The sequence below is a fragment of the Microbulbifer rhizosphaerae genome (assembly GCF_014191725.1).
In the GTDB taxonomy this organism is placed as follows: domain Bacteria; phylum Pseudomonadota; class Gammaproteobacteria; order Pseudomonadales; family Cellvibrionaceae; genus Microbulbifer; species Microbulbifer rhizosphaerae.
Window position 1 is genome coordinate 255,573 of record NZ_JACHWZ010000003.1, and the last position, 19,319, is coordinate 274,891.

The window sequence follows — 19,319 nt, forward strand, 5'->3', positions numbered from 1 at the left end:
TGAATTCCTGTGAGGCCGTGGGGCACCGGGACCAGGCACCAGAAAACTATAGACCAGTAGACGGAATCTGCCTTGTCTGGGATCAAGAATACGAAAGAAAGACAGGCGCCCAGGTTGAAACAATGGCCAATGCGAGGAGTCCTCGCAGCGGGATGTCCGCCGATTAGACCAAACAGGCCTGCATGGTATCTCTTGGATAGGAAAAAGACCGGCCGCTGGCTGCCAACCCAAAGCACCGTATCTACCTTCGGGGAACTGAGAAGGTATTGACAGGAAGCAGCAAGGTCCCACTTGGTACTAACTCCCCAACTTTTGAAGTGCCTGCAACACGGGTTCGACTTCTGACATGGAATTGATAAGTCCCGGTGCGATCCGCGCGTATGAGGGGCTATAAGGCGTGGTACTGGCAACGATATTGCGCTCCATTAATCGATCCACCACCTGCTCGGGTGACATCCCATCGACTTCAAAGCAAATGGTTCCCGCAGAGAGATTTTCCTCCATGGGGGTATGCAGCTTCACATGAGACATCTCGGCCATCCCTTCCTTGAATTTCCGGTTCAAGGAATGAATGCGATTAGTGACATGAGCCCTGCCGATCTCCTGGTGGAACTCAAATGCTTGCGCCAGTGCCCAGAGATGTTCAAAAGGTTTGTATCCGCCTGGCGACATAGTCTCTCCCCACCCTTCACCATGCGAAAAAGTGGGAATGGTCGGTGACACGGCCGCCTGGGATTGGGGAGCCCCCCAGACAATCCCCGTCCCACGGGGACCAAACATCCACTTGTGCGTACCGGCGATAAAAAAATCACAGCCCAGAGCACTGATATCGATGTCTTCGACCCCCAGACCATGGACTCCGTCGACAAAGAGCAGTGCCCGGTCATCGTCATTGCGGTTTCTATTAATCTCTGCAAGAGCATCGGCCACACCCCGAATGGGAAACTTTAACCCGGTACTCGAGTGGACCCAGGTGAGTGCAATAACCCGCGTATTGGGGCGAACCTCCGAAATCAGTCTCTTCACAATTCTGCTTTCGGAGACAGGCTCGATTCCCTCGTAGAGAGGGATCTCCCGTACAGAAGCGCCCGAGCGGGCTGCCTTATAACGCAAGGACTCATGAGTAGAGTAATAGTCGTGATCCGTGGTGAGCATTTCCTGGTCTCCGCGGATCTTCACGCCATTGTATACAAGAGCCAACCCCATGGTAGTGCTGTCGGTCAGTGCAATATCGTCGCTTTCCACTCCCATGTACTTGGCCGCAGCCCGCCGCACTTCCCGTTGAAGCTCCACATTATTATCCAGCACATACACCGCCGGATTTTCATTGAGCGCTTTCCTATGCTCCTCGATGGTCTTGCGGACAGGATCGGGATTAGAGGCAATCAGCAGACCAGCAAGGTGGATGTAATCAGGAGACAGCGCAAAGCGCGCACGTATACTTTCCCATTCATCGGAACCTTTTCCCGCACCCTGGCCATTAGCCGTCGATTTTCCGCAAGCAACAACTCCTTGAAGGGTGCCGGCGGTTGCCCCCAGCCCTAACGAAAGCAAAAAATCCCTGCGGCTTAATGTCATCCTAATCACCTCCGTCGGGAGTAGCACCACGCGGGGCCCGCCAGGCTCCGGGAACTATAGACCAGCAGTTGGGGGGCCCCTCGGCTACGATCAAGGATACAAAATAAAGACGGGCGCTCAGGTTGAAAGAAAGGACAATCCCAGAGGTGCATTCGCATGCCAGGTGATCGCTATATCCGCTGGTTCGACCAAATAGGTTTGGACGACGTCCCCCAGGTAGGAGGCAAGACCGCCTCCCTCGGGGAAATGTACAGGGCCCTGGGTTCACAGGGGATTCACGTGCCAAACGGATTTGCAATTACCAGCGCCGCCTATCGCGAGATTCTCGATCGCGCCGACCTCTGGAAGCCCCTCCGCCGGCTGATGGATCAGGCGCAGAAAGACAACAGCCAGGCGGAAATTGCTGAGGAGGCACGTGCCCTGATATACGATGCCGGCCTGCCCGATGACCTGAACGAAGAGATAAGCCGGGCCTATCTCGACCTCTACGAGCAATACGGCCCGGGGTTGCGGGTGGCGGTGCGCAGCTCCGCCACTGCGGAGGACCTGCCAAACGCCAGCTTTGCGGGGCAGCACGACAGTTTCCTGAATATCGGCGACAACGACGGCCTGCTCGACGCCTGTCGCCACTGCTTCGCTTCCCTGTTTACCGAGCGCGCCATCAGCTATCGCGAGCGCAACGGCTTCGATCACTTCAAAGTCTTCCTGGCCATCGCGGTAATGAAGATGGTGCGCGCCGACCTGGCTGCCAGCGGGGTCATGTTTACCCTGGATACCGACAGCGGCTTCCGCGACGTTGTCTTTATCAACGGCGCCTACGGCCTGGGTGAAAATATCGTCCAGGGTACGGTGGACCCGGACGAATTCTATGTACACAAACCCACCTTCGAACTCCGCCACCGCTGCGTGCTGCGCCGGGAACTCGGCGGCAAGCAGCAGACCCTGGTGTGCGACGAAGATCTCAACAGCCAGGAAATGCACAATATTGACACGCCGGACGAACGGCGACGGCACTTTTGCCTCAGCGATGAGGAGGTGCTGACCCTGGCGGACTACGCCATAAAAACCGAAAAGCTCTACAGCGACCGGCGCGGCAAAGAATCCCCGATGGATATCGAATGGGCCAAGGACGGCGATGACGGCCAGCTCTACCTGGTGCAGGCGCGCCCGGAAACCGTCGCCTCGCAGAAGCCGCGCAACCAATTGAAACGCTATCACCTGGCTGAGAAACCCGACAGAAAATCCCTGCTGGCGCGCGGGCGCGCCGTCGGTGCCAATATCGCCAGCGGCACGTTGCGCAAAATAGACAACGCCAGGCAGCTGGTGGACTTTCACGAAGGCGAGGTGCTGTTTGCCGAGAGCACCAGCCCGGACTGGGGTCCCGCCATGCGCCGCGCCGCCGCAGTGATCACCGTACGCGGCGGGCGCACCTGCCACGCCGCCATTGTCGCCCGCGAGTTCGGTATTCCCGCCGTAGTGGGCATTGGCGACGACAGTGGAAATTTACGCGATGGAGAGACTGTCACCCTGTCCTGCGCCGAAGGGGATATCGGCAAGGTCTATGCCGGAAAAATTCCTTTCGAGGTAACCACCACTGAACTGGAAGGCCTGCGCAAGCCGCAGACCAAAATGATGATCAACCTGGGCAGCCCGGACCAGGCGTTCCGCCTCAGCGCCCTGCCCTGCGACGGGGTCGGCCTGGCGCGCATGGAATTTATCATCACCGAATATATCAAGGCGCACCCGATGGCACTGCGCTTCCCGAAGCGGGTGGAGGATGAGGAGGCGCGGCGGCGGATCACCAAACTGACCGCCCTGCACGAGAGCGGTGGTGATTTCTTTATCGAAAAACTTTCGGAAGGCATCGGCACCATCGCCGCGGCCTTCTACCCGCGTCCGGTGATTGTGCGCACCTCGGACTTCAAGAGCAACGAATACGCGCAACTGATCGGCGGCAGAGCCTTTGAGCCCAAGGAGGACAACCCCATGCTCGGCTTCCGCGGCGCCGCGCGCTATGCGCACAAAGCCTACGAGGCGGGTTTCGCCCTCGAGTGCGCCGCGATCAAGCGCGCGCGGGAGATGATGGGGCTGACAAACATTAAGGTGATGATCCCTTTCTGCCGCCGGATTCCGGAGGCCGAGCAGGTGCTCAAGGCCATGGCGAAGCACGGCCTGAGACAGGGCGAGGAGGGCCTGGAAGTCTATGTGATGTGCGAGATCCCCAACAACGTGGTGCAGATCGACGCCTTCAGCAAATTGTTCGATGGTATCTCCATCGGTTCCAACGACCTGACCCAACTGGTGCTGGGCGTGGACCGGGATTCGGATATCGTCGCCTTCGATTTTGACGAGCGCGATCCCGGCGTGCTGGAAATGATCCGCTGGGCCATCGAGGGCGCTCACCGCAACGGCATCCACGCCGGTATCTGCGGCCAGGCGCCCTCGGACTATCCGGAGGTGGCGGAATACCTGGTGCGCCACAACATCGACTCCATCAGCCTCACCCCCGATGCGCTGCTGAAAACCATCGAAAAAGTGGCGGCGATAGAGGAAAACAGGAACGCTTCTCCCAATACAGGCGACGACACGGCTGGTTGACCTGGATCAAGGGGCGCCCGCCCTCGACCGACTAACCTTTGCGCCATCCCCGCCGGCCGGGCGCCACAACCCCGCCGCCGAGAATAGAGCTCGTGAAACGTCATCATTTGGAGAAGCTGATGAACACGTTAGTAAAAAGCACTGCATTGGGCGCCGCCATCGCCCTTTCCACTCCGGCATTCGCCTATGAGCAGGGGACAACAATCTTGCGTTTGGGTGCCGCCGGGGTCAATCCAGACGTCAGTTCAAGCGCTCTGTCGCTCTCCGGAACCCAGTTGCCCGGAACTGCCGCCGATGTGGACAACGGCGCGGCACTCGGCATCACTGCTGCCTACCTGTTCCGGGATCACTGGGGAGTGGAGCTGCTGGCCGCCACCCCTTTCAAGCACGAGCTGAGTGCGAAGGGTCTGGGAGAGACCTTCGACCTGGGAGAGACCAAGCACCTCCCGCCCACACTAATGTTGCAGTGGTTCCCGCTGGACGCGGCTTCTTCGGTGCAGCCATACGTTGGCCTGGGAGTGAATTACACGAAATTCTTCGAGGAGAAAATCAGCGGTGAAGCCGATGCGGTTTTCGCCAGCCTCGGCGCCACCGGCGGCGCGGATCTCTCACTCGACAGCTCCTACGGAATCGCCGCGGAGGCCGGAGTGGATTTCGGCTTCGGCGCGCAAAAACAGTGGATGCTCAACCTCGCCGTCTGGTGGATCGATATAGATACCGAGGCGAAGGTGGATGTACCCGGTGTGGGCACCGTGACGGCCGATGTCGAGCTGGACCCGCTGGTCTATATGGCCGGCCTGGGCTACCGTTTCTGAGTTCTGTGGTTTTCCCAAAATGACACAAGACCCCAATCGCCTGCGCGCCGACCTCTCGCCGGAACTGCTGTCCCGCTACAGCGGTTCCTGTCCGCGCTATACCTCCTACCCCACTGCTGACCGGTTCGCGCCTCTGGAGGGGGCGAAGCCCTGGCTCGCCCTGGAGAATATCCGCAGGCTGTCACTGTACGTGCATATCCCCTTCTGCCACTCACTGTGTTACTTCTGCGCCTGCAACAAGGTAATCACCAACCAGTACGGGCTGGCCTCGGACTACCTCGATTGCCTGCTGAAGGAGGCGCGCTGGTACCGCGACCGGGTGGCCAGTGCGCCGGTGGTCCAACTGCATCTCGGTGGCGGTACGCCCACCTTCCTCAACGACAGCGACCTGCGGCGCCTGGTGGAGGGGCTGGGGGAGGTGTTCCAGCTCGGCTCCGGCGACGCTGTCGAGTACAGTATCGAGGCCGACCCGCGCACGCTGGAGCCCGATACCCTGGTCACCCTGCGCGAACTCGGTTTCAACCGCCTGAGTCTCGGCATCCAGGACTTCAATACCGACGTGCAGCTGGCGATCAACCGTATCTGCTCTCCGCAGCAGGTGGAGCAACTGACCACCGCCGCACGGGAGAACGGCTTCCGCTCCATCTCCTACGACCTGATTTACGGCCTGCCCCGGCAGACGGTCGCCGGCCTGCAATCCACCCTGGACAAAGTGATGGAGCTGGCGCCGGATCGCATCGCCCTCTACCACTACGCCCATCTGCCGCATCGTTTCAAGGCACAGCGGCTGATCGACACCGACACCACACCGGGGCCGATGGAGAAGATCGCCATGCAGCTGGCAGCGGTTTCGGCGCTGGAAAACGCCGGCTACGAATTCCTGGGCATGGACCACTTCGCCCTGCCCGGGGACGAGTTGGCGCAGGCCGCCCGCGCGGGCCAGCTCAAGCGCAATTTCCAGGGCTATACGGTGATGCCAGCGGACGCGCTGGTGGGCCTGGGAGCCTCCGCGATCAGCTACAGCGCCGACGGCTACTGGCAGAACCTGCACCGGCTGAAAGAGTACTCCGGGGCCATCCGCGAACAGGGCTTCGCGGCTTACCGCGGCTGGCAGCTGAGCGAAGACGATCGCCTGCGCCAATATGTGGTGATGGAGCTGATGTGCCGCCTGCAGCTGGACAAAGAGCAAGTATCCCGGATGGCCGGAGGGCCCTTCGATGAGTTTTTCCGCGGAGATCTCGCGCGCCTGCAGCCCCTGTTCGACGATGGGCTGGTGGAGCAGGACCGGGACTACCTGCGGATCACCCCCCGCGGCCGATGGTTCACCCGCAATATAGCCTCCGCGTTCGACGCCTATCTGCACGGCAGAAGTACGGAAACGGAATACTCGAGGGTTCTCTGAACAATCGATGCAGATCGAGGTAGGGGCCGGCATGCGGGCGCGAATGACCGACAAAAACAAACTCCCAGGACAACAAGCACGAGCAGCGTTACAATGCAGCGACACTTGAACCCGGTTCCCGATTCTTCGATGAGCGAACGCCCCATATCCGTACGCTGCAGCGACTGCGCAGTCAAACGTCTTTGCCTACCCGCCGGCCTGTCGGAAAGCGATATCGTCCGGCTGGAGCGGGTGACCAGGGCGAAAAAAATCGTCAAGGCCGGTGATTGCCTGTACCGGGCGGGAAACCCCTTCACCGCCCTCTACGCCATCCGCTCCGGCAGCTTCAAGTCCACCATTATCGCCGCCGACGGCGACACCCAGGTGACCCACTTTTCCCTGCCTGGTGAACTGCTCGGCCTGGACGCCTACAGCGGACACACCCATCCCAGCTACGCGGAAGCGCTGGAAGACAGCTGCGTGTGCGTACTGCCCTTTAACCAGTTGGAAATACTCGCACAGGACGTTCCGACACTACAGCGGCATATCTACGCGATTTTTTCCGAGGAACTGCGCGGCGAGAACGAAATCCTCCTGCTCCTCGGCAAGCGCTCCGCAGAAACCAGGCTGGCGGCGCTATTGATCAATATCTCCAGCCGGTACGCGCGCCGCGGCTACTCTTCCAGCCGCTTCCTACTGTCCATGCCGCGCACCGACATCGCCAACTACCTCGGGCTGACCGCGGAAACCGTCAGCCGGCTGTTTTCCCGTTTCCAGAAAGAGGGGCTGATTCAGGTGGAAGGCCGGGATGTGAAAATCCTCGATATGGTCGGGCTGAGCGAACTGGCGGGAACCCACTGCAGTTACGACGACAGCGAGTTGTCAGCCCGGCAATAGGGATTGCCCCACACTGAAACCGAATTTCTTGAAGTCTTCAAACAGGCTCTAAGCGGGACGGGATACCACCACCGGCCAGGACAGCCATTTCAACGCCGCATCCCGGTCTTCGAAATAACGCGCCTCCCCGGATGCAAACCAGGAGGCAATGCCGGACGTGATCAGCCGCCAGTTGGAACGGCCCAGAATGGCAATTCTGGAGAATTGATTTCGGTAGCCCAGTTCCAGCATAAAGTCCTCCCAGGCGGTGTACTGCTCCCACCCCAAAAAATCCGTTGCATCGAGAAGAACATTCACCTGCGGATGCGCCACCCCGCGCAGTGCGCCGTCAATCAGCGGAGCCAGCATTTCATAATCGGTATGGCTGAGATAACCGGAAGCCTTCAAACAGAGAAAGAAATCCCATTGGATTCTCTCGATGCCGATGGAAATGCCGTGGCTGATCGTGGATCTCATCCCTCCTCCCCCATTCCGTTTGCCGGTGCCGCAATTATTCCAGCGAGCGCAGCCGGACACTTGATTTGGATCAAGCCGCGGGCGGCTTTCAGCTGTCTGTGCCCTGTTCCTTGAGTAAAATCCGCGCCCGTCCAGACCTGTCCACCAACGGTATCCATCCATGAACACCGAACTCCTCTCCCCCGCCGGCACACTGAAGAGCATGCGCTACGCTTTTGCCTACGGCGCCGACGCCGTCTACGCCGGCCAGCCCCGCTACAGCCTGCGGGTGCGCAACAACGAGTTCAACCGGCTGGAAAATCTGGCCGCGGCCATCGATGAGGCCCACAGCCAGGGAAAACGATTTTACCTGGCCAGCAACATCGCTCCGCACAACGACAAGATTCGCTCCTACCTGCGGGATCTGGAACCGGTGATCACCATGGGCCCCGATGCCCTGATCATGTCCGATCCGGGCCTGATCATGCTGGTACGGGAACGCTGGCCGGAACAGGAGATACACCTGTCGGTGCAGGCAAATGCAGTGAACTGGGCCAGCGTAAAATTCTGGGGCCGTCAGGGTATCCGCCGCGCAATCCTTTCCCGTGAGCTGTCCCTCGATGAGATCGAGGAGATTCGTATGCAGTGCCCGGAAGTGGAGCTGGAGGTGTTCGTACACGGTGCCCTGTGCATCGCCTATTCCGGACGTTGCCTGTTGTCGGGTTATATGACCCACCGCGACTCCAACCAGGGCGCCTGCACCAATTCCTGCCGCTGGGAATACAACGCCCACGAAGCCCGGGAAAATGCCTGCGGCGACCTGGTCGCAGTGGAACCGAAGGCTTTCGATCCGAGTGCCGGCCGCGTACCGCCGCTACTGTTGCAGGAGCGCAGCCGGCCGGAGGAATACATGCCCGCCTACGAGGATGAGCACGGCACCTATATCATGAACTCAAAAGACCTGCGCGCGGTGCAGCATGTGGAACGCCTGGTAAAAATGGGCATCCACTCGCTGAAAATCGAGGGCCGCACCAAAAGTCATTACTATGTAGCGCGCACTGCCCAGATCTACCGCCGCGCCATCGACGATGCCCTCGCCGGCCGGACCTTCGACATGCGCCTGATGGACGAACTGGAACACCTGGCCAGCCGCGGCTACACCGAGGGTTTCTACCGCCGCCATATTCCCAGCGAGTACCAGAACTACGAACAGGGAAATTCGGGCAACACCGGCCGGCAATTCGTGGCCGAGGTCATTGACTGCGACGCCGGTTGGCTCACGCTTGAGGTGAAAAACCGTTTCGAGGTGGGCGACAAAATGGAGTTGATTACTCCCGAGGGCAATCTGCGCTTCAACCTGGAAGTGCTGGAGGACCTGCGGGGGCGGGCCGTAGGCTCAGCGCCCGGATCCGGCCACACCGTCAGGATACCCCTCCCCGCCGGCGTATCGCTGGCCGGGGACAGCGGTTTCGCCCTGCTGATGCGCTATCTGAAATAAGCGGCTTATTCCTTCATACTGTTCTCGTGATCCCGCCTTTTGGAAAAGAGCAACAGCAACTGCATCGTCGCCAGCTGCAACAACGCCACCGACAGCAGTGCCCCCCAGTGCGCAAGACTCACGGGGGAAACACCCAGTACGCTTTGCATCAACGGTGAATACATGGCGAGGATATGTATCGCCTGGGCGGCCAGTGTGCCGAGAAGCAGAACCGGGTTGTTGAACAGCGGCTGCCGGAATATCGAGCGGCTTTCCGAGCGGCTGTTGAACACCTGGACGTTCTCGAACAGCACCATCAACAACAGCACACTATTGCGCGCTGTCTCGATTTCCCAGCCCTGTCGCAGCAGCCAGCTGAAACAAAAAAAGCTGAGGCCGCCCATCACCACCCCCGAAACCACTACCCGGCGCACCATCGACGGATTGAACAGCGATTCGCGGGGCGACCGCGGGGGTTTTTGCATCTCGTCGCCCTCACCGGGTTCCAGCGCCAGCCCGATGCTCTGCAGGCTGTTGGTCACCAGGTTGAGCCACAGTAACTGCACCGGCGTTAGTGGCAGGGGCAACGCAAATGCGGAAGCCAGCAGAAACAGCACGATTTCCGCCGCACCGGTGGAAACCAGGAAGAAAACCGTCTTGCGGATATTCTGGTAGGCGATCCGCCCCTCCTCCACCCCCGACACCACTGAGGCGAAGTTGTCGTCGGTGAGCAGCAGGTCCGCGGACTCCTTCGCCACATCGGTGCCCCGCCGCCCCATGGCCACACCGACGTGGGCGGCCTTGAGCGCTGGCGCATCATTCACCCCGTCGCCGGTTACCGCGACAAATTCCCCTTGGCGTTGCAACGACCGCACGATGGTGAGTTTCTGTTCCGGCGATACCCGGGCATAAACCCGGGTGCCACCGGTCAACGCATCCACCGCCTGACCTCCCCGGGCTTCAGCGTCCGCCAATTGCATACCGGTGACCGCGGTTTCCCCCTTGCCGGCCAGATCCAGTTCCCGCGCAATACTCAGGGCGGTGTGCGGATGATCTCCGGTCAGCATACAGACATTGATTCCCGCCACCCTGCACTGTGCAATCGCGTCGGGGGCCGAATCCCGCAGCGGGTCGAACATGGCCACCAGGCCCAGCAGGCACAGGTTTTCCAGATTGTCCGCGGCAAAGGAATGCCGGTTGTGCCAGCTTCCCTCAGCCATCGCCAGCACTCTGGCTCCCCTGCCCGCCAGTTCCTGCATGCGCGCCAGAGCCAGCTTCCGATCCAGCGGAATGTCGCCATCCGCACCGGCCATATGGCTGCACATCGGCAGCAGTTTTTCCAGCGCTCCCTTGACGCAGACCAGTTGGCGCCCGTCGTCGCGGTGCAGCGTGGCGGCAAAGCCGAGTGCCGGTTCGTAGTGAATCTGGGCCTGCAGCGGGTACCGGTCCAGCAGTTGGCCCGGCGCCTGGTGGTTTTTGTGCGCGAGCACCAGCAGCGCCTGATCCACCGCATCGCCACTGCCGTGCCACTGGCCGCCCTCCAACTGGCGCAGCTCGGCCTCGTTGCAGAGTGCCGCCACACGACTGAGGCGGGCCAGGCGTTCGGCGTCCCCGGGCTGTACCTCCCCCTCCAACGGCAGGCAATCCCCGATCGGTTCTGTGCCGCCGCCGGTCACATGGAATCCGCGCCCGTCGAAAAAAGCCACTTCGCGGGCCACCAGTTGGTTCAGGGTCAGGGTGCCGGTCTTGTCGGCGGCGATCACCGTGCAGGACCCGAGGCTCTCCACCGCCACCAGCTTGCGCACGATAACGTGGCGCTTGACCATCCTGCGCATGCTGACGGACAGCACTATGGTCAGCGCCATCGGCAGTCCTTCAGGTATCGCCGATACCGCCAGTGCCACCGCCGTCATAAAGATCACCAATACCGGCGTACCCCGCGCGAGCTCGATCATCGCCAGCAGCGCCACAGTAATCAACAGCGCGACCGTGAGCCTTTTACTGAAGCGCTCGATACGCTGGAACAGCGGAGGCCTGACGAGGTCCGCGCTTTCCAGGCTGAGGCTCAATCGTCCCATCTCGGTATTCAGACCAGTACCCACCACCAGGCCCCTGGCTCGCCCCGCGGTAACCAGGCTGCCAGCGAAGCACTGGTTGCAGCGCTCCGCCACAGGCGTATCGGGTTCGCAAATGGCCTGACTATCCTTATTCACTGGCAGTGATTCACCGGTTAGAAAGGATTCATCCACCTCCAAGCCGCGGGCTTCCAGCAAACGCAAGTCCGCGGGCACGCGATCTCCGGACGACAGCAGCACGAGATCCCCGGGCACCAGTTGCCCGGTAGCCAGCTCGACGATTTCCCCGTCGCGCAATACTCGTGTTTGGCTGACCAGGAGGTTGCGGAGAGCCTCGGCACTGCGTTGTGCGTGATATTCCTGCAGTGCACCGATAAGCGCGTTGAGCAGCAGGACCAGGCCGATAAATATTGCATCAATCAGCTCCCCCACGCCGAGTGAGACGACTGTCGCCGCCAGCAGTACATAGATCAGCGGGCTGACAAACTGGCGCAGGAACAACCGCCAGAAACCTGGCAGTTGTGGCACGGGTAGCGCATTGGTGCCATAACTGGCAAGGCGCCGGGCGGCTTCCGTGGTCGACAAGCCGTCTTCACTGCTGTTCAGTCGAGCGGTCGCTTCGGTCAGAGGTAAGCAATGCCATTGGCGCTGGCTGTCTGAATCGATCATATCGGCACTTGCGACATCCGGTTGTACACGGCTTGCGTAAACATGCGGGCCTGATTCTGCAACATTAGATGAAAAATTTTATACCCCCACTTTTAGACAGTATTGATCAAAATCAATCAGGTCGTCTCCTTCAGCTACGGCGAGCTGAGCGGTGTCGGGAAAGGTGATCGCGTGTCGCTCTCAGCAAACGCATTCCCGTACTCTGTAGACCACGAGGAATTCGACTCCGAGCATCGGGTCAGCGGTTGGATCGCGTAATAGCGCCGAAAGAAATCGAAGTCCAACCGCGCACCCCGCTCCGGCAAGATTATGCGCCGCCTGCTGAAAGCGCGCGAACCGGACCTGCCCTAGGCCGATACTTCCACCTGGAATAAAGGGAAGAAGACAAAGGGGATAAAGCGAGCTTATCCCTACACATAACGAGAAACGATTGGTCCCCTCTCCTATTGTTTGCTTAACTCCGTCATGCAGGTTATCCGCCTGCCTGGACTCTCACTTACGGGAAGTCGGAGTTCTTTGACACTAATGGAGGAGGATTACTGTCATGAAAGAGTTAGTATTCAAGTACGTGTTTTTATTCACTTTTTTACTCACATCGTCCGTTTCAGCATTTGCCGCCCAAACCGCAACCGGCCTGGTGTCCCTGTGGTCTATATCGCAGACCCCGGGATTTTCGCTGATTGCCGTCGACGGCACCGCAAATGGAGGCAATTCCGTGTTTTGCGCGGTTGATGCAACAGCCGAATTCGGAAGCACACTGATGAGTTCTGCCGCCACTGCTGCCGTACAAGGCGTAGATGTAACCTTAACGTGTAGTGATGCCGGCCAAGCTCAACAGCTTCAAATGCTTTCAGGCTCCGATTAACTGGCCGATGGCGCGGAGGCGCAGGGTTAATGGGCGCTTCCGTGCCGCTCATCAATGCTATTGATTTTGATTTGATATAGATCCGAAGTCAGGAAGACATTATGAAAGTACATACCCTGCTGATCGCCGCATTATTTTTGTTCGGCATTGTTATCGGTTACTGGACCGGAACTCCGGATAATCAGGATCTAATGGATAAACACTACAACATGATCCATGAAAACAATGCCTTGCTCGAAAAAGTACATAACCGGTTGAATCAACTTGAAACCGAGACAACGAGACAGGTCGTGGCAGGTAACTGCCAGACCTACGCCGGGTTGCTGTCCAGCATTCGCGAAACGATCAGTGAATCAATTCGAGATTTATCAGTCAGGTCTGTCGAAGCAACACTACCTGCCAGCCAGCATGCGGACCCAACGGAAAGACAGCTCGAACTCTACGACGCCATGAAAGCACGTATCTATGCTTACGCCACATCCGGGCAACCGCTTATGGAAGCCATGTCATCAGATCCCGAGTTTCAGCAGTTAACCAACGAGCAAAAGAAACAGCTGGCCATGGACGTTGTTTCCCGGCTTAACCGCGGTGAAATAACAATGGACCAGATACAGGGACGCTGATGCCGACATACCGAACGTGTTTGGCCTGCCAGCAACTACCGGGACCGCGGAGCTCCAGCTCCGCTTGCGGGCTCCAGGCCTGCCTGAAAAGACAGAAAGAACTCTCGGGGGAGAGCGTTGTAACCGCGCAAGCGCGGCCAAGACCACTCGCACCCGCCCGGCTCAGCAGTCACAGAGCCGGTGCGGGCCGCGACCCGGGATTATAAAGCTCCGGCTCTGCAAGCGGCACAGCGACCTCGCCGAAACAACTCGGCGGCCCTAAGGCGCCGCGGATACCCGGTGCGGCCGGGTCAGCCGATTTACCGCCAGAGGTCCCCGCCGTCTGTATTTTACCCAGGAGGGATAACTCTACTTAATTTAAGAAGCGGTGCCTCACTAGGCCCAGGAAGGTTTTAGTGTCAACAGGCGCAGGAATAAAGCGCGGTTATTCCTACACATAACGAAAAGTGATTGGCGCATGCATATTTCGTTTGCTTAACTCCGCCGTGCAGGTTATCCACCTGCCTGGGCTCCTACTCATGAGAAGTCGGAGTCATTTGACACTAACGAAGGAGGACTGCTGTCATGAAACAGTTAGTATTCAAGTACGTGTTTTTATTCACCTTTTTGCTCACATCGTCCATTTCAGCATTTGCGGCCCAAACCGCGACCGGCATGGTGAACCTGTGGTCTGTATCACAGACGCCGGGATTTTCGCTGATATCCGTCGGTGGTGGCGGTGACGGAGGCGGCGGTGGCTCCGTGTTCTGTGCCGTTGATGCGACGACCGCATTCGGAGGCACGCTGATGAGTTCAGCGGCCACTGCCGCCACGCAAAGCGCGGAAGTTACCTTGACATGCAGTGACACGGGCCAGGCTCAGCAGCTTCAACTGTCGTCAGGTTCAGACTAGCTGATTGATGGGCGCGGAAGCGCCGGACTAACAGGTGCTTCCGCACCTTTCAAGAACCTCATTGATTTTGATTTGAGACAGATACCCAAAGTCAGGAAGCCGTCATGAAGAGATATACTCTGTTGGTCAGCACATCCTTATTGTTTGGTATTGCTATCGGCTTCTGGATCGGAAACCCGGCACAGCAGAACCTCATGGATAAACACTATAATATGGTCCATGAGAACAACACCTTACTCGAAAAAGTGCATAACCGATTAAACCAACTCGAAACTAAGTCGATAAAAAGACTCGCAGTCGGGAATTGTCAGACCTACGCCGGACTGCTGTCCAGCATCAGGGAAACAATCAGCAAATCAATTCGAGATTCATCACCAGGCCCAATTGCGGCAGCAGCGACTACCGACCATCCGACAGGTCCGACGGAAGAACAGCAAAAACTCTACGACTCCATGGAACAGCGCATATATGCTTACGCTACTTCCGGCCAACCACTTATGGAAGTCATGTCGTCAGACCCCCAATTTGATCAGTTAACCACTGAGCAGAAGAAAGAACTCGCCTTGGAAGTTGTTGACCGGTTTAATCGCGGAGAAATAACAATGGAGCAGATACAGGGACGCTAGTACCAACGTAAGAACTCGCCTCTGGTCATGCACCATATAAGGTATATGCAAAACAATATTCCCGGATCAGTGCTTTGTAGAAAAATCTGATTCGTAACCGACAGGCATAGAAGGGACTCTCGGGGGAGAGCGTCGCGACCATGCAAGCGCGGCCAGCACCACCGCACCTGCCCGGCTCAGGCAGTAAACAGAGCCGAAGCAGGCTGCGGAAATATAGTCACTCACAGGAAGAGAGGTATTGAAAGCGGGCGCAAGTCCGCTTTTTTTTGCGCCAAATTTACCATACATCTCTATTACCTGGGGACCTCTGAACAAGTCCACAAACTCTCGACGGAGCGTGCTTCGGGCAGAACTTATACAAGTGCATAAGAATAAGTGATTTGATTTGTTTATCGTGAATCTTTTATATAAAAACACCTGTTTCATGCAGGCATACCACCAATAAATTATCTGGTTTTTTTCAGCGTCCCGGGTAGCGATTGCACCTATTTGGAAAGGCAACAGACATGCTCAAAGACATCCTTAGATCCAAAGGAGCCACGTTCAAGGCTTCCGACGATATACCCCTGAACCCCAATCCGAAGGTTACCTTCGATAAGGTGACAGAAAGCCGTTACGAGCAGCGCGCGATGCCGAAGGAGGCGATCTCAGCCAGGGCAGCGGCCGACAGACGTTACCTCTGGGAGGAGGTTTCCCACGGCGTTGACGAGACGCACCACGTGGCACCCGGCTACAGCGCCGAGATTCTGATCCGCTGGGGAGATCCGGTTTTCGCCGACTCGCCGCCCTTCGACCCGATGAACCAGAGCGCCGCCGCACAGCGGAAACAGTTCGGCTACAACAACGACTACCTCGGCTACATCGGCCTGCCGCTGGGCTCCGACAACCCGGACCACGGCCTGCTCTGCGTGAATCACGAATACACCAACGAGGAAATGATGTTCCCCGGTATCGGCCGGCAGGATAACAAGGGCTTTGCCGACATGACCGAGGAGCTGGTCGATATCGAGTTGGCCGCTCACGGCGGTACCGTCATCGAGTTGAAACGCGAAGGCGGCCGCTGGCGGGTGGTGACCGACGGGCAGTACAACCGGCGCATTACCGGAGGCGATACCGAGATGGAAATCGCCGGCCCCGCTGCCGGGCACTACCGCATGAAGACCTCAGCCGACCCGGCCGGCGTAGTCTGCATCGGCACTCTCAACAATTGCGCCGGGGGCATCACCCCTTGGGGCACCTACCTGATGGCGGAGGAGAACTTCCACCATTATTTTGGCGGCATCCTGAAAAACGGCCATCCGGAAGCACGCAATTACAGGCGCTGTGGCGTACCCTCTGACTGGTGCGCCTGGCCGAAGTTTCACAAGCGATTCGACATCAATGCCGAGCCCAACGAGGCCAACCGCTTCGGGTGGGTAGTTGAGGTCGACGTCTTCGATCCGAACTCCCGGCCGAAGAAGCGCACGGCCTTGGGCCGCTTCAAGCACGAGGGCGCCGAGCCGATCGTCAATTCCGACGGTCGCGTTGTGGTCTATATGGGCGACGACCAGCGCTTCGACTACCTCTACCGCTTCGTCTCCGAGGGGCGCTACAGCCCGGACGACCGCCCGGCCAACATGGACCTGTTGGATAGCGGCACTCTGTCTGTGGCGCGTTTCTACGAAGACGGCTCTCTGGAATGGCTGCCTCTGGTACACGGCGAGGGGCCACTGACGGCGGAGAACGGCTTCTACAGCCAGGCCGATGTGGTCATCGAGGCCCGTACCGCCGCCGACATGCTGGGGGCAACGCCGATGGACCGTCCGGAGGACGTGGAACCGAACCCGTGGGCCGATAAGGTCTACGTCATGTTGACCAATAACTCCGCGCGCACGGCCGACGCCGTAGACAGCCCCAACCCGCGCGGTCCCAACCACTTTGGCCAGATCGTCGAGCTCTCGCCACCGGAGGGGAACCATACGGCTGAACGCTTTACCTGGGAACTGCTGGTGGTCGCCGGTAATCCGAAGTATTCCGAGTCCGGCGCCATGTACCACGAGGCGACCTCGGAGAACGGTTGGTTCGGCTCGCCGGACAACTGCTGCGTGGATGCCAGGGGGCGTCTCTGGGTATCCACCGACCAGGGCCCCAACTGGATGAAGACCGGCAATGCCGACGGCCTTTTCGGCTTGGAGACCGAAGGCGACCTGCGCGGTTACAGCAAAATGTTCTTCCGTACTCCGATCGGGGCGGAGCTCTGCAGTCCCCGTTTTACCGCCGATAACGGGACGCTCTTTGTCGCTGTGCAGCATCCCGGCACCGACGGAACCGAGCACTTCCCCGGCTTCGAACGGAACTCGACTTTCGAGGATCCGGCCACACGCTGGCCCGATTTTACCGAGGATATGCCGCCGCGTCCTTCCGTAGTGGTAATCCAGAAGAATGACGGTGGCGAGATCGGCACTTGAATAAGGGCTCTTGTAATCTATTCCGCTATATCGGAATTCTATTTTTGAGTTTAATAAGCATTAAAATTCAAAACTGGTACCAAAATCTCATTATCCAAACGGATCACGGGAAATTATTTCGTCTCTTTTATCCCTTCTGTATATAAGGCGGATTTATACACGCGCATTAAAGAAACTAGTTGGATTTACTCTCTGTAAATTGTTTATATGATTCGGGTATTTTCCGCAATCAAAAAAGAAAATATGGCGACCACAACTGCCGGGAAATATCTGCAGGCGGAATTACTGGCGTATCGATTGACTTTAGTGCCTCAAGAATGAAGCAGCGTGTGAGCTTATGGACTGGATCACATAACTTCCGGGATTCATCGAAGCTTCACGTCTTCGAGACAAAAATGTCATGCCTGCATACGTATTTTTCCGATTCTCACCCGTCCAAACATTCCCCACCATAAGAAAAATGGAGGATCTATGGAAAATCACAACGATACAGCGCTCGACCGGCGCCGGTTTGTCAAATCCGGCCTGGCGGCCGGAGTTGCAGCCCTAGCCTTCAGTTCCCTGGCTGCGCGGGCATCCGGCATGCCGATGAGTAGGGGGCACCGAAGATCCCACGTGCCGGACTATGGACCGCTGCAGCCGACTAGGGACCTGGCAACAGGGCTGGAGCTTCTGGCCCTGCCAAAAGGTTTCGAATACATGTCCTTCGGCTGGACCGGCCAGATCATGGATGACGGGCGCCCTACTCCCACTGACCACGATGGCATGGCGGTTTCCGCCCGGCGCGGGCCCTTCATCTCCCTGGTACGCAACCACGAACTCTCCGCCGGCGAAAGCAATCAGTGTCTGGTGGGTGGCAGCATGTACAACCCCAATGAGTTCGGCGGTACCACCAACCTGATTTTCGATCTTTTCCGGGGCCGGTTTGTCTACTCCTACACCAGCCTCGGAGGCACCATACGCAACTGTGCCGGCGGCCCGACGCCCTGGGGCTCCTGGGTTTCCTGCGAGGAGACCTTCCACTCCTGGGGCAGCCGAACCGATGGCTTCAACCACGGCTATGTCTTTGACGTGCCCGGCTTCGGCACCAGCAACGGACTACCGATTCGCGCCGCCGGTCGCTTCAGTCACGAAGCGGTGGCCATAGATCCGCGTACCGGCGTCATGTACGAGACCGAGGACGCCAACCCCTGTGGTTTCTACAAATACGTACAGCCGGGCGCCGGGCACCGACACTGGCGCGGCAGACGCAACAGAAATGAAGGCCTTCGCGACGGCGGCGAACTCTATGTCCTGGCCGTCGAGGGCGAATCGGGCAAAGATCTGCGCGGCGGCTTCAATGCCGGGGACACCTTCCCGGTCACATGGGTGCGCGTTACCGATCCGGAGGGCGTCAACGGCCGCCCGTTCGACTCGGCCCCCGGCGCGGCCATCTTCTCCCGCGGCGAGGGCTGCTTTGAGGATGCCGGTAAAATCTATTTCGTCTCCACCGACGGTGGTGCAGAGGAGCTGGGTCAGGTGTGGGTCTACGACCCGCGTGCGGAAACCCTGACCATGCTGTACGAGTCCAGCGACTCCGCGGATGTGGACAGCCCGGACAACATCGCCATCAGTTCCCGCGGGGGCATCATTTTGTGCGAGGACGGCAGCTGGACCCCGAGCCGCCTAGTGGGGCTGACCACCGGCGGCACCACCTTCCCCTTTGCGGAAAATCGTATTGTGCTGAACGACGGAGATATCGACGTCATCGACGCGGTCTTTCCGGGAACCCGGGACAACTTCTGGGACGACCCCGTGGACGACTACCGCGGCCGCGAATGGGCCGGCGCCACCTTTTATGGCGACTGGTTGTTTGCCAATGTGCAATCGCCAGGGGTGACTTTTGCGATTCGCGGCCCTTGGAGAAACGGGTGCCTGTAATCAGCAAGCAGCTATCAATAAC

General features: G+C 58.7%; 14 protein-coding genes. 11 read left to right on the forward strand and 3 right to left on the reverse strand.

Annotated elements, in window-relative coordinates:
• Positions 1 to 297: 297 nt before the first annotated feature.
• The gene (locus tag FHS09_RS04575) at positions 298 to 1,578 is read right to left on the reverse strand and encodes an aminotransferase class V-fold PLP-dependent enzyme (protein ID WP_183457195.1); all 1,281 of its coding nucleotides are present in this window, start codon (positions 1,576 to 1,578) and stop codon (positions 298 to 300) included.
• 156 nt (positions 1,579 to 1,734) lie between these two features.
• Here FHS09_RS04575 and ppsA point away from each other — a divergent pair, with 156 nt between their 5' ends.
• From ppsA to fnr, 4 genes are all read left to right on the forward strand, one after another.
• Complete coding sequence (gene ppsA / locus FHS09_RS04580) at positions 1,735 to 4,176, forward strand: phosphoenolpyruvate synthase (RefSeq protein WP_183457196.1); 2,442 nt, start codon at positions 1,735 to 1,737, stop codon at positions 4,174 to 4,176.
• A gap of 119 nt (positions 4,177 to 4,295) precedes the next feature.
• On the forward strand, positions 4,296 to 4,991 hold the full coding sequence (locus FHS09_RS04585; protein ID WP_221191792.1) for an OmpW/AlkL family protein: 696 nt from the start codon (positions 4,296 to 4,298) through the stop codon (positions 4,989 to 4,991).
• Between the two features lie 19 nt (positions 4,992 to 5,010).
• Entirely contained in the window at positions 5,011 to 6,393 is a 1,383-nt protein-coding gene (gene hemN / locus FHS09_RS04590; RefSeq protein ID WP_183457198.1) for an oxygen-independent coproporphyrinogen III oxidase, read from the forward strand.
• Positions 6,394 to 6,522: 129 nt separating this feature from the next.
• Positions 6,523 to 7,269, forward strand: coding sequence for a fumarate/nitrate reduction transcriptional regulator Fnr (gene fnr / locus FHS09_RS04595; protein WP_183457200.1), 747 nt, complete (start codon positions 6,523 to 6,525; stop codon positions 7,267 to 7,269).
• A 48-nt stretch (positions 7,270 to 7,317) separates the two neighbouring features.
• Here fnr and FHS09_RS04600 read toward each other — a convergent pair whose 3' ends face one another.
• Positions 7,318 to 7,725 (reverse strand): SpoIIAA family protein, encoded by a 408-nt coding sequence (locus FHS09_RS04600; protein WP_183457202.1) that lies wholly within the window; start codon positions 7,723 to 7,725, stop codon positions 7,318 to 7,320.
• 160 nt (positions 7,726 to 7,885) lie between these two features.
• Between FHS09_RS04600 and trhP the strand changes: the two genes are divergently transcribed.
• Positions 7,886 to 9,202 carry a prephenate-dependent tRNA uridine(34) hydroxylase TrhP gene (gene trhP / locus FHS09_RS04605; protein WP_183457204.1) on the forward strand — a complete coding sequence of 439 codons (1,317 nt, stop codon included), beginning with the start codon at positions 7,886 to 7,888 and terminating at the stop codon, positions 9,200 to 9,202.
• Between the two features lie 5 nt (positions 9,203 to 9,207).
• Here trhP and FHS09_RS04610 read toward each other — a convergent pair whose 3' ends face one another.
• Positions 9,208 to 11,925, reverse strand: coding sequence for a cation-translocating P-type ATPase (locus FHS09_RS04610; protein ID WP_183457206.1), 2,718 nt, complete (start codon positions 11,923 to 11,925; stop codon positions 9,208 to 9,210).
• Positions 11,926 to 12,469: 544 nt separating this feature from the next.
• On the opposite strand from FHS09_RS04610, the gene FHS09_RS04615 reads away from it, so the two are divergent.
• From FHS09_RS04615 to FHS09_RS04640, 6 genes are all read left to right on the forward strand, one after another.
• The gene (locus FHS09_RS04615) at positions 12,470 to 12,790 is read left to right on the forward strand and encodes a hypothetical protein (RefSeq protein ID WP_183457208.1); all 321 of its coding nucleotides are present in this window, start codon (positions 12,470 to 12,472) and stop codon (positions 12,788 to 12,790) included.
• Between the two features lie 101 nt (positions 12,791 to 12,891).
• Positions 12,892 to 13,413, forward strand: a complete 522-nt coding sequence (locus FHS09_RS04620) for a hypothetical protein (RefSeq protein ID WP_183457211.1) — start codon at positions 12,892 to 12,894, stop codon at positions 13,411 to 13,413.
• 564 nt (positions 13,414 to 13,977) lie between these two features.
• Positions 13,978 to 14,304: a hypothetical protein gene (locus FHS09_RS04625; protein ID WP_183457213.1), complete on the forward strand. Its 327-nt coding sequence runs from the start codon at positions 13,978 to 13,980 to the stop codon at positions 14,302 to 14,304.
• Between the two features lie 104 nt (positions 14,305 to 14,408).
• Positions 14,409 to 14,930 (forward strand): hypothetical protein, encoded by a 522-nt coding sequence (locus tag FHS09_RS04630; protein WP_183457215.1) that lies wholly within the window; start codon positions 14,409 to 14,411, stop codon positions 14,928 to 14,930.
• Positions 14,931 to 15,436: 506 nt separating this feature from the next.
• Positions 15,437 to 17,377 (forward strand): PhoX family protein, encoded by a 1,941-nt coding sequence (locus FHS09_RS04635; RefSeq protein ID WP_183457217.1) that lies wholly within the window; start codon positions 15,437 to 15,439, stop codon positions 17,375 to 17,377.
• 471 nt (positions 17,378 to 17,848) lie between these two features.
• The gene (locus FHS09_RS04640) at positions 17,849 to 19,297 is read left to right on the forward strand and encodes an alkaline phosphatase PhoX (RefSeq protein WP_183457219.1); all 1,449 of its coding nucleotides are present in this window, start codon (positions 17,849 to 17,851) and stop codon (positions 19,295 to 19,297) included.
• Positions 19,298 to 19,319 lie beyond the last annotated feature (22 nt).